Genomic DNA, 15,190 nt, shown 5'->3' on the forward strand with positions numbered 1-15,190 from the left:
GCCCGGCTAGGCCACCGGCTCCTGTTCGTGTTTCACGAGTGCCTGGTCCGACCGCGGTGGCAGCAACTCCAGCACCGCCTGACGCTGTGCGTCGCTCGTCGCGTCGTCGTGGGGGTCCGGGGTGGCCGGGACCTGGAGGCGGTGGACCGGGCCGGTGCCGAGACGGGCGAAGCCGCGGCCCGGGGGCATGACCGGGACCGGTGTGGTGTGCGGGGGTGCGCCCAGGACCGCCTCCAGTTGAGTGGAGGACGCGGGGCCGAGGACGACCCGCGCGCGTGTGTGCTGTCGTACGGCGTCACTCAGGGTGTCCGCGCTGTCGAACTGTTCCGCCACCACGACCGTGACGTTCGCCGCCCGGCCGTGGCGCAGGGGGACCTGGAGCAGGGACTGGGGGTCGGGGCGGCCGTCGGCGGCGGCCAGGTGGGCGAGGGCCCCGGGGCGGTCGAGGAGGAGCCAGAGCGGGCGTCGGGCGTCGTCGGGGAGTGGCTCACCGGCCTGGCGGGCGCGGTTGGCCGAGATCAGTCGGCGTTCCGTTTCGTGAGCGGCCCATTCGAGGCTCGCGAGAGCTCCGGTCGGGGCGCACTCGACGGCCAGTACGCCGTCCCGGCCGATCAGGCACGCGTACTCACCTGTGCCGCTGCCGTCGACGATCAGGATGTCGCCGTACTGCAGGGCCTGGAGGGCGATCGAGCGCAGGAGTGTCGTGGTGCCGCTGCCCGGCTCGCCCAGCACCAGGAGGTGCGGTTCGGTGGAGCGCGGTCCCGTGCGCCAGACGACCGGCGGGACGTCACGCTGCTCCTCGCCGTGGCTGAGCGGGAGCGTGCGCTGTACCTGGGTGGGGTCGGTGAAGCCGAGAACCGTCTCGCCAGGGGACGTGACGAAGCGCTGCGCGGCGATGTCGGTGGGGAGGGGCGGCAGGACGGTGACCGCGAGTTGGTTGCCCTCCTCGTCCCACGCGAAGTGGTACTCGCGGCCCCGGCCCGACTTGGCGTGCAGCAACTGCTCGATCCGCGCGCGGGAGTCGGCCTCGCCGTCGGTGAAGTACGCCGGGTAGCGCACCATCAGGTGCGAGAACCGGCCCGTGCCGTCGAACTCGTACGCGGGGAAGGTCTTCTCCCAGTCGCCGCCGTGGGCGTAGAGGGGATCCGGGTCGTCGGGGGTCGAGAAGTAGGGGACCAGCGCCTCATACAGGGACTGGAGGCGCTGGGTCTGGGACTCGTCGGGGCCCTCGGGCTCCGACAGGGCGCGGTCCCGGCCGTGCCAGGCCGCTGCCGCCATCACCGAGATGACGGCGAGCAGCGGGCCGTACGGCACGAGGGCCACGACCAGGACCATTGAGGCCACCATGAACAGCAGCGGCCCGCGCTTGTCCTTGGGCGTGTCCGCCCACCTGCGCCGCCCGGCCGTGGCCAGTCGGCGAAGACCCCGGCTGATCGTGATCAGCGGATGGAGGACGTCCGTGGCGCTGTCGGCCGCGGTCCGGGCCAGATCCCGGCTCCGGGCGATCTGCGCGCTGCCGTTGCTCAGGATGCGGGGGAGGGGGCGCCGGGCCACTGCTGTCTCCTGGAGGTGCGTGCGGGCGGGAGGGACGTCAGAACTTGATTCCGCCGAGCAGGCCCGCCAGGCTCTCGCCGCCGGCCTTGATGCTCGGCGCGATGGCGGTGCTCGCGAGGTAGAAGCCGAACAGCGCGGCGACGAAGGCGTGCGACGCCTTGAGTCCGTCCTTCTTGAAGAAGAGGAAGACGATGATGCCGAGCAGAACGACGCCTGACATGGAGAGGATCATGAGGATCTCCTGGTGTGGTGGGGACAGTCACCATGAGTTCTTCCAGGATCACCGCATGTATCCATACGATAAAAGGTGCAAGCGGGTGTATTTCGGCGTATTTCACTCGGATGGCAGACGTGTTTGGTGTCATTCCACGTCATTTCGTTTTATTAGGTGCCATTCGGGCGGGCTGATCTTTGCCGCGGAGGTGTCGGGTCATGTGCCGGTCGAGCCAGTACTCTGACGATTCACCCGTACGGTTGTAACGAGAGGTGGTCCGGCCGATGAGCGAAGCCCCAGACCCCGAGGTCGTGGAGCTGGCGACCAAGATCTTCGATCTGGCCCGGCAGGGGCAGACCGAGGCACTCGTGGCGTACGTCGACGCGGGCGTCCCGGCCGACCTCACCAACGACCGCGGCGACTCGCTGGTGATGCTCGCCGCCTACCACGGCCACGCCGACGCGGTCCGGGCGCTTCTCGCGCGCGGTGCCGACGGGGACCGGGTGAACGACCGGGGGCAGACCCCGCTCGCGGGGGCCGTTTTCAAGGGTGCGCAGGACGTCATCCAGGCCCTCCTGGAGGGTGGCGCCAACCCGGCCGAGGGCATGCCCTCGGCCGTCGACACCGCCAGGATGTTCGGCAAGACGGAACTGCTGGAGCTGTTCGGCGCGCACTGAGCCGTACACACTGACCAGCTAGGACACGGAAAACGGGGGAGGCGGAACGGGGCCGCCGGAAATACGGTCGCGGCAGCTTGAACAGCCGGGTCATCATGACGTCGTGATTCACGGACGCGATGGCCGGGCACATGATGCCGCACCGCGCGGGCCGTGAGGCGGTCCGTATGGGCCCACCTACGAGAGGCAGAGGAAGATGGTCTACAGCAAGCAGGAAACGGCGGGCGCTCCGACGTGTTGTCACGCGGCCAGGTAAAGCAAGATCCCGGTTGCGTCGACGCTTGATGTGAGGCTGTTTCCCATGTTCGATCCGGTCATAGCGCCCAGCGGTACGCTGCTCGGCCTGCTCCAGAGGGGCCGCGGCGACGGCACGCTGCACGCGCTCACCGCACCGCGGGCCGACGCGCTCGCGGCACTCAACCACTGCGTGCTCCGCGACCCCCGCCACGACTGGCAGGTGGAGAACCGCTCCCTCTACTACGCCCGTCTCTATGTCGACCTCCATGGCGAGCTCGACGAGATCGAGGCCCACCTCTTCGGCGCCGAGGACATCCTCGACACCGACGAGTCACGCACCGGGCTCGCCCTCGCGGTCCTCGGACACCTCGCCTCCTACGGCAGGCGGGACGCGCTCGAACTGCTGCGCAGGTACGCCGCCACGGGTACCAGCTGGGCCTGGGCGCTGGACGAACTGGCGCTCAGGGACGACGACGCGGGGCTGCGCGCCCTCGCCGCCCCGGTGCTGGCCCGCTTCGCCACCGACACGGAGGGCGAGGCGGAACTCGCGGCCGTCGTGCGGGACGCGTTCGAGCCCCGGCCCTGGCGGTTGTGGGCCGATGATCCGCGCGAATCGATCTCCACGCGCGTGCGTGCCGCTCAGGAGACCGGCTGTTTCGACCGCTGGCAACGCCAGATGCGACCGTCCGGGCCCCGACCGGGCTGGAGTGTGCAGGCCGTCTTCGAGTGGGCCCAGCAAGGCATCGACCGCGGTGCCGTGCTTCATGTGCCCGCCGCTCGGTGCCTGACGGCTGTGGCGGGCCCGGAGGACCGGCCCCAGATCGTGGAGGCGGCCCGCAGCGGTGGCGACGGTGCCCGGTGTACGGCCCTGCGCTATCTCGCGGACGGCAATGATCCCGATGCCCTCGATCTGATCGAGGGCGCGGTCGCCGACGGAACGACGGCCGTCGTGGAGGCCGCCGTCGACGCATTCGAACGTATGCGCAGTATCGCCGCCGTGGATCGCGCGCGCGGGTGGGTCCACCGGCCCGACCCGCTGGGAGCCGCCGCCGGCCGGATGCTCGCCTGCCTGGGCGGCACCCGGGACAGCGACCTCGTCCTCGGCGCGATCCGGGAGGCCGTACGGGGCGAAGGACCTGACGCGCCGACCCTGTGGACCCTCGTGGACGGTGCGGGACGGCTCGGCATCGTCTGCGCGGCCCCAGTGCTCCGCCACATCTACCGCGAGACCGCCTCGTCCCATCTGCGCGGCCGGGCCGCCCGGGCCCTCGCCGCCACCGACCCCTCCTTCGCCGCGGGCTTCGCCGTCGAATGCCTGTGGGACTGCGAGGAGACCACCCGCGAGGTCGCCGCCCGGCACGCCGAGACCGGCGACGCCAGGGTCGTCGACCAGCTGCGCCGGCTCGCCGCCGACCCGGCCGAGGAGGCCGAGGTCCAGACAGCTGTACGAAGCCGGATCGGGCCCGACAGCACCGCCGTATGAACGGGGGATGACCCGGGGACCAGGAGTGCGTGGACGCGCGCCGACCCGCGAGGGGGCGGTGCGCAACGCTCATGGGACGTTCCCCGTCCGGAAAGATCGACGTTGACGCGGGCACGTCCAGTACGGCGACAACACCCTTATGCGTGTCGTCATCGTGACCGAATCCTTTCCCCCCGATGTGAACGGCGTGGCCCACTGCGCGCTCCAGACCGCCCGGCACCTCGTCGATAGCGGTCACGTTCCCCTCGTCGTCGCCCCGGCCACCGCCGCCGGGAACGGGCCCGACGCCTCGGCGCCGTGCCCCGTCGTCCGTGTCCCCTCCCTGCCGCTCCCGGGCTACCCCCAGGTCCGCGTCGCCCTCCCCAGCCGACGCGTCGCCGCCGCGATCACCGAGCACCGCGCGGACATCGTCCACCTGGCCAGCCCCTTCATCCTCGGCGTACGCGGCATGGCCGCCGCCGCCCGGCTCGGCATCCCCGCCGTGGCCGTCTACCAGACCGACCTGGCCGGATACGCCCGCACGTACGTCCACGCGGGTGAGGCGGCCGCCTGGCGCCGTATCCGCTCCGTCCACGCCGCCGCCGACCTCACCCTCGCGCCGTCCAGCGCGGCCCTGCACGACCTGGAGTCGCACGGCGTGCCCCGGGTGAAGCTGTGGCAGCGCGGGGTGGACACCGTGCGATTCCGCCCCGAACACCGGGACGAGGCCATTCGCCGTGAACTCGCCCCGAACGGCGAGCTGCTCGTCGGCTACGTCGGCCGGCTCGCCCCCGAGAAACAGGTCGAACTGCTCGCCGGGGTCTGCGCGCTGGACGGCGTACGAGTCGTCGTCGTGGGCGACGGACCCAGCGAGCCGGGACTGCGCGAGCAGCTGCCGGGCGCGGTCTTCCTGGGCCGCCGTACCGGCGACGAACTCGCCCGGATCTTCGCCTCGCTGGACGTCTTCGCGCACACCGGCCCGTTCGAGACCTTCTGCCAGACCGTGCAGGAGGCCATGGCGAGCGGTGTGCCCGTCGTCGCCCCCGCCGCCGGCGGACCGCTGGACCTGGTCGCCCACGGGCGCACCGGGCTGCTGGTTCCGCCGCGCGACGCGGCCGCCGTCCGGGACGCGGTGTGGTCCCTGGCCGGCGACCCGGCGCTGCGGGCCGCGTACGGCGCCGCCGCCCGGGCCATGGTCGAGGACCGCACCTGGGCGGCTGTCGGCGACCAGCTCGTCGGCCACTACGCCGACATCCTCACCGCGCGGACGGCGGTGGCCGCGTGAACGCCGAGGCACCACGCGGCACGACCGCTGCGACCGGACCGCTGCGCATAGTCCGGCTGGCGAACTTCGTCGCCCCCGCCTCGGGCGGGCTGCGCACCGCGCTGCGTGAACTGGGCGCCGGTTACCGGGCCGCCGGTCACCAACCCGTACTGATCGTCCCCGGTGAGCAGGCGAGCGACCGGGACACCGAACAGGGACGCGTGATCACCCTGCCCGGCCCGCTGTTGCCCGGCACCGGCGGCTACCGCGTACTCACGGACAAGCGGCGCGTCGCCGCCCTGCTGGAGGAACTCGCGCCGGACCGCCTGGAGGTGTCCGACCGGACGACCCTCAGGTGGACCGGCAAGTGGGCGCGCCGGGCCCGCGTCCCCGCGGTGATGGTCTCCCACGAGACCGCCGACGGCGTCCTGCGAACCTGGGGCCTGTCGGAGACCCTCTCCCGGCGCGCCGCCGACGCGCTCAACGTCCGCACGGCACACACCTACGCGCGCGTGGTGTGCACCACCGAGTTCGCCGAGCGGGAGTTCGTGCGGATCGGTGCGCGCAATGTCGTAAGGGCCCCGCTGGGCGTCGACCTGGTCCGGCGGCACCCGTCGCTGCGGGACCCGCAGTTGCGGGCCGTGCACGCGCGCGGGGACGAGGTGCTCCTGGTGATGTGCTCCCGGCTGTCCGTCGAGAAACGGCCCGGTACGGCCCTGGACGCCCTGGAGGCGCTGCTGCGGCGCGGACAGCGGGCACGGCTGGTGGTGGCCGGGGACGGGCCGCTGCGGGCCCGTATGGAGCAGCGGGCACGCGAGCGGGGGCTGCCGGTCGTCTTCCTCGGGCACGTTGCCGACCGGGCACTGCTGGGCGGGCTCCAGGCGTCCGCCGACGTGTGTCTGGCGCCCGGGCCCGCGGAGACGTTCGGTCTGGCCGCGCTGGAGGCGATGGCCTGCGGGACACCCGTGGTCGTCAGCGCGTCCTCCGCATTGCCCGAGGTGATCGGGTCCGCCGGGGCTGTCGCGGCCGACGACGGAGAGGCCTTCGCGGACGCCGTACGGCTGCTGCTGGGGCGGCCCGAGCGAGAGCGCCGCGAGAACGCACGCGCGCGGGCGGAGTGCTTCGGCTGGCCTGCCGCGGTCGAGGCGTTCCTCGCGGCACACGACGCGGTGGTGCGGTCCGCCGATGATTCGCCCGTGCGGCCCGTCGTATCGGAGGGTGTCGGATGAGACCGCTGCGGTTCGTGGCGCTCGGCGACTCACTGACCGAGGGTGTGGGCGATCCCGTGGACGGCGGGTGGCGCGGCGGGCGGTCTCGGGCGGGGCGGGTCCGTCGGCCGCGCCGGAATGTCCCGCGCCCACCCGGTCGGCCAGCCTGCGCTGGCTGGCCACCGCGGGCACGGGCTGGGTGGCGCGTCGGTGCACCGACCTGCTGCCGCAGCTCCTGCGGCTCGCCGCCCACGAGGTTCGCCACCGCGCGCGGGGCACCAGCGCCCGCCTCGACCTGAGGGCGTCCCACGCCGTGGCGGCTGCCCTGGCCGCCCTGTCGGTGACGGAGCACCGGGCCGAGCCGGACGTGGCGTAGGGCTGTCCGGCGGATCGGGTCGGCGGACGGCTACGGCACCGGACAGGCGTGGGTGAGCGCGGGTTTGGTGCGTCCTGCTGCAACGCGGAGGAGAGACCGACGTCAACCGCTCCGCGGCGGGCGACGCGGCGGGGGAGTCGAAGGGGGAGTCGGCAACCACGGCGCCGCAGCCCCGTGTCTGCGGCATGATCCGCCGGACCGGCGCTGGGTGGCTCAGCGACGGCGTACGGGCACGAACCTGATCGGGGTGCCCGGCGTCGCCTGGGCTGCGGCCGGCAGGTCGGCGGTGCGTACGACGGCGATCACCGGATAGCCCCCGGTGGTCGGATGATCGGCCAGGAAGACCACCGGCCTGCCGTCCGGGGGCACCTGGACCGCGCCTAGAACCATGCCCTCACTGGGGAGCTCGCCGCCGAAGGCCCGCTCCAGGGGAGGGCCTTCCGTGCGCAGCCCGATGCGGTTGCTCGCGGAGGACACCCGGTACGTGGACGTGGTGAAGGCTCGTAGCGCCGCCGGCGTGAACCAGTCGTCGCGCGGCCCCACGGTCACCCGGAGCACGAGTTCGGCCGGGGGCGCGGGCTGCGGAACGACGTCCACGCGCGCGTGAGCGCCGATCGCGTGCCCCAGGGGCAGTACCGCGCCGTCCGTCAGGGGTGGCGGGCCCAGACCGGACAGCAGGTCGGTGGAGCGGCTGCCGAGCACCGGCTCGACGGCGACTCCGCCGGAGACTGCCACGTATCCGCGTACTCCGGACAGGGCAGTCCCGATGTCCAGCAGCGCGCCGGCGGGTACGTGCACCGCAGCGCCCCAGGCCACCGGGCGGCCGTCCACCGTGACCGGGCAGGGGGCGCCCCCGACCGCGACGGTGACCGGGCAACGGGGGCGCAGGGTGCAGCCGTTGAGGGTGGTCTCCAGGACGGCCGCCCCGGACGGGTTGCCGACCAGCCGGTTGACGAGCGCGGCCGTGGACGCGTCCAGGGCCCCGGAGCGGGGCACCCCGAGATGGGCGTACCCGGGACGCCCCAGGTCCTGCACGGTGGTCAGCGCCCCCGCCCGTACGACGAAGAGCGCGCGATCCGTCATCGTCGGCCCACCGGGACGAAACGGACCCGGGTGCCCGGCGACAGCAGCGCGGCCGGCACGCGCGCGTGGTCCCACAGGACCGCGTCGGTCGTACCGATCAGCTGCCAGCCGCCCGGCGACGACCGCGGGTACACCCCTGTGTACGGGCCCGCCAGTCCCACCGCCCCGGCCGGGACGGACGTCCGCGGGGTGGCCCGGCGCGGTACGTCGTAGCGCGCCGGGAGACCGGTGAGGTAGCCGAAGCCGGGTGCGAAACCGCAGAAGGCGACCCGGAATTCGGTGTCCGCGTGAACGCGTGCCACCGCCTCCTCGGACACGCCCCACAGGGCGGCGACGTCGGCGAGATCCGGACCGTCGTAGCGGACCGGGAGTTCGATGATGTCCTGGGTGCGGGGGAGCGCCGGTGGCACCTCGGAGGCGGTCAGTTCGGAAGCCAGCCGGACGGGGTCGGCGAGGCCGTCGAGGAGGACCGTACGGGCCGCGGGGACGATTTCCCGTACGGACAAGGTGCCCTCCGCGCGGCGGCGCAGCAGTTCCGCGTGCAGGGCCTGAGCCTCCTCGCCGGAGGACACCTCGACCAGCAGCGCGTCGTCGCCGACAGGCAGGGCCTTCATACCGCTCGTCCCGCTCATACGAAGGCCTCCACGCGGACACCCGACGCCTCGAGTCCCGCGCGAACCCGGCGGGCCAGGTCCACAGCGCCGGGCGTGTCGCCGTGGACGCACAGGGAGCGGGCGCGGATCGCGAGGGGCGTCCCGGAGCGCGACGCGACCACGCCGGTCCGGGCGAGGGTCACGGAGCGTGCCACGACGGCCTCGGGGTCGGTCACCAGGGCCCCGTCCTGGCCGCGCGGCACGAGCGTGCCCTCCTCGGTGTACGCGCGGTCCGCGAACGCCTCAGGGACGGCCGGGAGGCCCGCTGCCTCGGCCAGCTCCAGCAGACGCGAGCCCGGCAGCCCGAGGACCGGCAGGCCTTTGTCCGCCAGGAGCACGCCGCCGATCACAGCCTCCGCCTGCTCCTTGTCGTGCACGACGCGGTTGTAGAGCGCGCCGTGCGGCTTGACGTACGACACGCGCGTGCCCGCTGCCCGCGCGAAGACCTCCAGGGCGCCGATCTGGTAGGCCACCTCGGCCGTCAGTTCGTCGGGCGGCACGTCCATCGCGCGCCGCCCGAAGCCCGCGAGGTCGCGGTAGGAGACCTGGGCGCCGATCCGTACACCGCGTTCGGCCGCCAGTTCGCACACCCGCCGCATGGTGGGGGCGTCCCCGGCGTGGAAGCCGCAGGCCACGTTGGCGCTGGTGACGACGGACAGCAGCTGTTCGTCGTCGGTCAGCCGCCAGCGGCCGAAGCCCTCGCCGAGGTCGGCGTTGAGGTCGATCATCCGGGACTCCTGTCACGCTCCGGTCAGGCGACGCGGTACTGCTCGTCGCGGGTGTCGGTGAGGAACATCTGGCCCGGCGCGTGCGTGATGGCGAAGGGCGGGCGGGACGCCATCACCGCGGCCTGAGGGGTCACTCCACAGGCCCAGAACACCGGGATGTCGTCCGGCGCGAGGTCCACCGGATCGCCGAAGTCCGGACGGCCGAGATCATCGATGCCGAGCCCTGACGGATCGCCGCAGTGTACGGGGCTGCCGTGCACCGCCGGGAGCAGGCTGCTCTCCCGGATCGCGGCCGCCAGGTGCTTCGGCGGAACCGGGCGCATGGACACCACCATGGGACCGTGCAGCCGCCCGGCGGGCCGGCACTGGCGGTTGGTCACGTACATCGGGACGTTGCGGCCCTGCTCGATGTGCCGGATCGGGACGCCCGCCTCGACGAGGGCCCACTCGAAGGTGAAGCTGCACCCGATGAGGAACGTCACCAGGTCGTCGCGCCAGTGGGCGAGCACGTCCGTGGGCTCCTCCACCAGCTCGCCGTCCCGCCAGATCCGGTAGCGCGGCAGGTCGGTGCGCAGGTCCGCGCCCTCGGCGAGGACGGTGGTCCAGGAGCCGGTGTCCGTGACGTCCAGGACCGGGCAGGGTTTCTGGTTGCGCTGACAGAACAGCAGCATGTCGTACGCCCAGTCGGCGGGCACCGAGATCAGGTTGGCCTGGGTGTGGCCGGCCGCGACGCCCGCCGTGGGGCCCGCCAGGCCCGCGCGGAACCGGGCTCGCGCGGATTTCGGGGTCCACGCGTGCGCGTGCTCGTCGACGAGGGTCACGGGGCGGTCTTCTGTTCGGTTCACTGGAGTTCCTTTCCGCGGGTCTCCGGCAGCCCGAGCAGTGCCAGGGCGGCGATGCCGTATCCGATCGCACCGAAGACCAGCGCGCCGCCCACGCCCCAACTGTCGGCCAGGAAGCCGACCGTGGTGGGGAAGACGGCGCCGACGGCCCGGCCTGTGTTGTAGGTGAAGCCCTGTCCCGTGCCGCGTACGGCGGTCGGGTACAGCTCGCTCAGATAGGAGCCGAAGCCGCTGAAGATCGCCGACATACAGAACCCGAGCGGGAAACCGAGCACCAGGAGAAGGGTGTTGGAGCCGTCGGGGATGTTCGCGTAGGCGAGGATGCACAGCGCCGAGAGGACCGCGAACAGCCAGATGTTGCGCTTGCGGCCGAGCCGGTCGGTGAGGTATCCCCCGGTCAGATAGCCGATGAAGGCTCCGGAGATCAGGAACGTGAGATAGGAACCGGTGCCGACGACCGACAGTCCTCGTTCCGTCTTCAGGTAGGTGGGCACCCAGGTCGCGAGGGTGTAGTAGCCGCCCTGGACACCGGTGGACAGCAGAGCCGCGAAGATCGTGATGCGCAGCAGGCCTGGTGCCTCGGGCGTGCCGGGCCTGAAGATCTCCGCGAACGAGCCCTTCTTGGGGTTCTTCTCGCGCTCGGCGACCGCCTGGGGCGCGTCGTGCACCGAGCGCCGCACCCAGATGACCAGCAGCGCGGGCAGGGCGCCGGTCCAGAACATCACGCGCCAGGCCAGGTCGTCGTCGAGGAACGAGAAGACCGTGGTGTAGACGATCACGGCCAGTCCCCAGCCCACGGCCCAGGAACTCTGGATCGCGCCGAGCGTGCGACCGCGGTGCTTCGGGCTCGCGTACTCGGCCACCAGGATCGCGCCGACGGCCCACTCGCCGCCGAAACCGAGTCCCTGGAGGGCACGGAACACCAGCAGTGTCTCGTAGTTGGGCGCGAAGCCGCAGGCGACGGTGAAGACCGCGTACGTGATCACCGTGATCATCAGCGCCTTGACCCGGCCTATCCGGTCCGCGAGCACGCCCGCTCCGGCGCCACCGACCGCGGAGACGACCAGGGTGACGGTGGTGAACAGCCCGGTCTGGCCGCTGTTCAGACCGAAGTAGGCGGACAGCGCCACCATGCTCAGCGGCAGCGTGAAGTAGTCGTACGAGTCCAGGGCATAGCCGCCGAACGCGCCGCCGAAAGCTCGGCGACCCCGCGGGCCCAGCGCCCGCAGCCAGGCGAACGCGCCCTCGTCGACGGCGGGTTCACCCAGGCCGGGGTGGGGGTCGGCGGTCAGGGCCTGCGGTGGAGGGGTCGTGCTCATGTGCACCTCGCAGTTGAGGGACGGAGGGTGCTTCAGGGATGAGCGGTGCGGAAGAGGTCGGCACCGCGTGGATCCGACGGCGCCTGTTCAGCAAGGTAGAGGATCGTTGAACGATCCTTCAATACCCGTGTTGTTTCGTTCTTGTATCTACGATTGAATTCCGGGCATGGCAGAGCAGCTGACGGGACTGGCCGACGACCGCGCGCTCCTCGGACGCACCAGCACCGCCGAGCGGGTGTCGGACATCCTCAGAAGCCGTATCGCCGACGGGTACTTCCCGCCCGGGACCCGGCTCTCCGAGGACAGCATCGGCGGCGCCCTCGGCGTCTCCCGCAACACGTTGCGCGAGGCGTTCCGGCTGCTCACGCACGAACGCCTGCTGATCCACGAGCTCAACCGAGGCGTCTTCGTCCGGGTCCTCACGGTCGAGGACGTCGAGGACATCTACCGCACCCGCGCCCTCGTCGAGTGCGCCGTGGTGCGCGGTCTCGGCGAGCCGCCGTACGCCCTGGAGAACCTCGCCGCGGCCGTCGAGGAAGGGCAGCAGGCGGCGCGCGACGGTGACTGGAAAGGGCTGGGTACGGCCAACATCCACTTCCACGGCGAACTCGTCGCGCTGGCCGGCAGCGCCCGCACCGACGAACTGATGCGCAGCGTCTTCGCCGAACTGCGCCTCGCCTTCCACGTCGTGGAAGACCCGCGGCGCCTGCACGAGCCCTATCTCGCGCGCAACCAGCAGATACTGCAAGCCCTCCAGACGGGTGATCGGGAGCGTGCCGAGGGGCTGCTTTCGGTCTATCTCGACGATTCGCTCAAGCGCGTCGTCGAGGTCTACCGGCGGCGGGTCGGCGAGAACGGGTAGGCGGTACGGGGTTCGGGACCTGCGGCGTTCCACAGGGCGCGAACGCCACGGTGGCGGGGTGACAGCGGGTCGCTTCTGAGTCGTTTGGGCCGTTGTCAGACCGAGGACCTAGTCTGTGCACCGTGACTTCGCCTGCATCGACGGACAGCGTTCCGCCCCAGCTCAGCGCGGGGCCGCGCCCTGCTCCGGGCCCGGCCGCCGACGAGGGCCTGGCGCGGCGCCTGCGCGCGCTCGCCTGCACCGCCCCGCTCCACGACCTGGACGCGCGCAAGGCGAATCTCGCCGGCGAGTACTCGGTGTACGGCATGGCGGAGGTGGCCCTCGCGGCCATCGACCTGGTCACCCTGAACATGGACTTCGACACGGGCGCCGACCACGACCAGATCGTCGCCCGCCTCATCCCGCGCATCGCCGCCCAGGCCCCGCAGCGGCCCGTCACCGAGCACGAGCGCGTCGCCCGCTGGGTCCTGGAGAACCTGATCAACGTCGGCAGCGTCGACCGAGGCTTCCGGGCCGTATACGGCACGTTCGCACCGGACGGCACGTATGTGCGCCGGGACTACGACTTCAAGCTGATCGAAGAGGTCCCGGGATACGGCGGAAGCGTCTACCTCCGTACGACGGACGAAGCGGTCAACGTACTTGTCGGCGCCCTCGACACCGACGTCACCAGCGCCCAGATCGCCGCCGAGGTCAAGCTGGAGGTGCTGATCAGCCGGGGCCGGCTGGCCGACGCCCAGCTCGCCGCGGAGCAGGCCCGCTACCGGACGGTGCAGTACTCGGAGACCCTGCGCAGAGCGCTGGACGCGACCCGGCGCAACGTGCGCGCGGTGGACTGGCTCCAGACCGTTCCCGACATGATCGCCGAGGCGCTCGACCATGTCGCCGACCGGTATCGCCATGAGAACGCGATCCTGACCAACATCCGCAAGGCCCGTGACGAGTCCGAGGACCCGGAGCAGAAGCGGCGCGCCGCCGAACTCGTCGACATCGTCAAGGACTGCATCCGCCGGCACACTCAGCTCCAGTCCCGGCTGCTGGAGGCGGGACCGCTGTTCCGCGCGGAGCAGGACCGGCAGGCCTTCGCGACGCCGATGACGTCCTCGGGGATCGACCTGTACGGCCATCTGGTCGCCCCTGTGCTGCCGTTGCCTCTTGAGGGGGCGGTGCGGGTCACGGACGCGTTCTTCGCACGCGGGACGGGACTTCGTACACCGGTGTCGGTCCGGGTCGGCGACCTCGTGGACATACTCCTGACGCCACCGGTGGAGCGGGAGCATCTCGGGGCGGAGATGCCGGAGCCGGACCTGATCGCCACGCCGGACGACAGCCGGTTCAGCGAGGAGCAGTTGGCGGCGGCGATGGAGTTGCTGGATCTGCCCGCGGACGCGCCTCGGCGGTTGTCGGGGTTGTTGGCCGAGGCGCGTCTTCGGGATGCGGAACTTCCGTATCTGGTGGCTTTGTTGGCTGTCCATGCCGCCAGCCCGCCGGTGGGGACGGCTTATCGGCAGGGCGAGGAGAAGTTGTTGTTCGCTGTCGATGACGGGACGGAGTTGGACGATCCGGAGTTCGGGGGCGCCGATCTGATAGTGGGGATGGCGTTGCTGGATGCGGTGGGGATGGCTGCGGACCGTAAGGAGGCGGCGTGAACTGCGGGTTGTTCTTTGACCGGCGGCCGGTGGGGGGTTGTCGCGCCCACGCGGCGGAGCCGCACATGTCGCAGCCCCGCGCCCCTGAAGGGGCGCCTGTCCGCACGTCCGTTCATCAGTGCCCCAAGGAGTCTCAGTCGTGAACGAGCACGTCGACCGGAGTGAGCCGGAGGCTGTCGCTGCGCCGACTGCCGCCGCTGCCGTCATCACTCCCGGCGATGCCGCTGATGCCGCGCGGCTGGTTGCCTTTGGGCTGCAGCCCAAGCTTCAGGCCGCCCGCGATCAGGAGTACGCCGAGCTGTTGCGGCGCTACCGCGAGGACTCGGCGTTCGCCCGGCTCGCCGATGCCGTGGCTGCCGGGCTGGGGCTGGTCGTGCTGGAGGTGTCCCCGCGCGCGGGGATGGCGGTGACCGCTGCCGAGGACTCTGTTTTCGCCGTACGGATGGGGGACTACGCCCGTCGTACGTCCGCCGACGGCTCGGACCGATTTCTGCACGGGCTCGCCCACCTGGCCGTTGCCGCCATGGCGTTTCCGCGCCCCGAGGATCTCGCGGACGACGGCTACATCGGGCGCGTCACCGTCAACGGGGTCGAGGCCTTCGTACGGCAGGCCTGTCGACGGCTGGAGGAGCGGGCAGAGACACAGGGCGAGAACACCGACCCGGTCACTGATGCCCCGGGACTCGAGGCCGCCTGGCGGATCTGGATGAGGCGCAGCGCGACGGGGGTCACCAAGGACGCGCGGAGACCGGCCGGTTCGACGACCGGCATCGTCGGCAAGGCCGTCGTGTTCCTCACCGACTCCGGCTTCCTCCAGCGCACCGGTGACGACAACGGCGGTACGTATCGGACGACGGCCCGCTACCAGCTTCAGGTACGGGACATGGCCGGCAACGCTGCCATGGCCGAGCTGCTGGAGCTGGGCGTCGTACCGGTCACCGACGGGACACCGACGCTGCTGCCCGCCGAGGACTCCGACGACCTGGAGCTGGTGGCCGACGCCGGACTGCCCTTCCACCACTCCTGACCGCCGCTATGGCTCCCTTCACACCCGAACTCCCT

Annotated in this window: 14 protein-coding genes and 1 pseudogene; 8 read left to right on the forward strand and 7 right to left on the reverse strand. The window is 71.8% G+C overall.

The window, feature by feature from the left end:
• Positions 1–6 precede the first annotated feature (6 nt).
• Together OG734_RS40850 and OG734_RS40855 are read right to left on the reverse strand one after the other, a co-directional pair.
• Entirely contained in the window at positions 7–1,554 is a 1,548-nt protein-coding gene (locus OG734_RS40850; RefSeq protein ID WP_330292430.1) for a hypothetical protein, read from the reverse strand.
• 37 nt (positions 1,555–1,591) lie between these two features.
• On the reverse strand, positions 1,592–1,786 hold the full coding sequence (locus OG734_RS40855) for a hypothetical protein (RefSeq protein ID WP_103549671.1): 195 nt from the start codon (positions 1,784–1,786) through the stop codon (positions 1,592–1,594).
• 266 nt (positions 1,787–2,052) lie between these two features.
• On the opposite strand from OG734_RS40855, the gene OG734_RS40860 reads away from it, so the two are divergent.
• The 5 genes and pseudogenes from OG734_RS40860 to OG734_RS40880 form a co-directional block, all read left to right on the forward strand.
• The gene (locus OG734_RS40860) at positions 2,053–2,445 is read left to right on the forward strand and encodes an ankyrin repeat domain-containing protein (RefSeq protein WP_330292431.1); all 393 of its coding nucleotides are present in this window, start codon (positions 2,053–2,055) and stop codon (positions 2,443–2,445) included.
• A 301-nt stretch (positions 2,446–2,746) separates the two neighbouring features.
• Positions 2,747–4,165, forward strand: coding sequence for a HEAT repeat domain-containing protein (locus tag OG734_RS40865; protein WP_330292432.1), 1,419 nt, complete (start codon positions 2,747–2,749; stop codon positions 4,163–4,165).
• Between the two features lie 139 nt (positions 4,166–4,304).
• Positions 4,305–5,429 carry a glycosyltransferase family 4 protein gene (locus OG734_RS40870; protein ID WP_330292433.1) on the forward strand — a complete coding sequence of 375 codons (1,125 nt, stop codon included), beginning with the start codon at positions 4,305–4,307 and terminating at the stop codon, positions 5,427–5,429.
• A complete protein-coding gene (locus OG734_RS40875) occupies positions 5,426–6,637 on the forward strand; it encodes a glycosyltransferase (protein ID WP_330292434.1) in 1,212 nt (403 codons plus the stop codon). The genes OG734_RS40870 and OG734_RS40875 overlap by 4 nt, the downstream gene beginning before the upstream one ends.
• 67 nt (positions 6,638–6,704) lie before the next feature.
• Positions 6,705–6,992: pseudogene (locus OG734_RS40880) on the forward strand (SGNH/GDSL hydrolase family protein); the annotation flags it as partial.
• 213 nt (positions 6,993–7,205) lie between these two features.
• Here the strand turns inward: OG734_RS40880 and OG734_RS40885 are convergent.
• Genes OG734_RS40885 through OG734_RS40905 form a run of 5 tightly spaced genes read right to left on the reverse strand, consistent with a single transcriptional unit; the run spans position 7,206 to position 11,617 of the window.
• Positions 7,206–8,075 carry a biotin-dependent carboxyltransferase family protein gene (locus OG734_RS40885; RefSeq protein ID WP_330292435.1) on the reverse strand — a complete coding sequence of 290 codons (870 nt, stop codon included), beginning with the start codon at positions 8,073–8,075 and terminating at the stop codon, positions 7,206–7,208.
• On the reverse strand, positions 8,072–8,689 hold the full coding sequence (gene pxpB, locus OG734_RS40890) for a 5-oxoprolinase subunit PxpB (protein WP_330293971.1): 618 nt from the start codon (positions 8,687–8,689) through the stop codon (positions 8,072–8,074). The genes OG734_RS40885 and pxpB overlap by 4 nt, the downstream gene beginning before the upstream one ends.
• Before the next feature lie 14 nt (positions 8,690–8,703).
• Entirely contained in the window at positions 8,704–9,456 is a 753-nt protein-coding gene (locus OG734_RS40895) for a LamB/YcsF family protein (protein ID WP_330292436.1), read from the reverse strand.
• A 23-nt stretch (positions 9,457–9,479) separates the two neighbouring features.
• The gene (locus OG734_RS40900; RefSeq protein ID WP_330292437.1) at positions 9,480–10,301 is read right to left on the reverse strand and encodes a putative hydro-lyase; all 822 of its coding nucleotides are present in this window, start codon (positions 10,299–10,301) and stop codon (positions 9,480–9,482) included.
• Positions 10,298–11,617 (reverse strand): MFS transporter, encoded by a 1,320-nt coding sequence (locus tag OG734_RS40905; RefSeq protein WP_330292438.1) that lies wholly within the window; start codon positions 11,615–11,617, stop codon positions 10,298–10,300. The genes OG734_RS40900 and OG734_RS40905 overlap by 4 nt, the downstream gene beginning before the upstream one ends.
• Before the next feature lie 166 nt (positions 11,618–11,783).
• Between OG734_RS40905 and OG734_RS40910 the strand changes: the two genes are divergently transcribed.
• The 3 genes from OG734_RS40910 to OG734_RS40920 all read left to right on the forward strand — a co-directional run bounded on the left by OG734_RS40910 (position 11,784) and on the right by OG734_RS40920 (position 15,155).
• Positions 11,784–12,479 (forward strand): GntR family transcriptional regulator, encoded by a 696-nt coding sequence (locus tag OG734_RS40910; protein ID WP_330292439.1) that lies wholly within the window; start codon positions 11,784–11,786, stop codon positions 12,477–12,479.
• A gap of 122 nt (positions 12,480–12,601) precedes the next feature.
• Complete coding sequence (locus OG734_RS40915) at positions 12,602–14,128, forward strand: hypothetical protein (RefSeq protein WP_330292440.1); 1,527 nt, start codon at positions 12,602–12,604, stop codon at positions 14,126–14,128.
• A gap of 139 nt (positions 14,129–14,267) precedes the next feature.
• A complete protein-coding gene (locus OG734_RS40920) occupies positions 14,268–15,155 on the forward strand; it encodes a hypothetical protein (protein WP_330292441.1) in 888 nt (295 codons plus the stop codon).
• Positions 15,156–15,190: the final 35 nt, after the last annotated feature.

Origin of the sequence: Streptomyces sp. NBC_00576 (assembly GCF_036345175.1) — a bacterium.
In the GTDB taxonomy this organism is placed as follows: Bacteria; Actinomycetota; Actinomycetes; order Streptomycetales; family Streptomycetaceae; genus Streptomyces.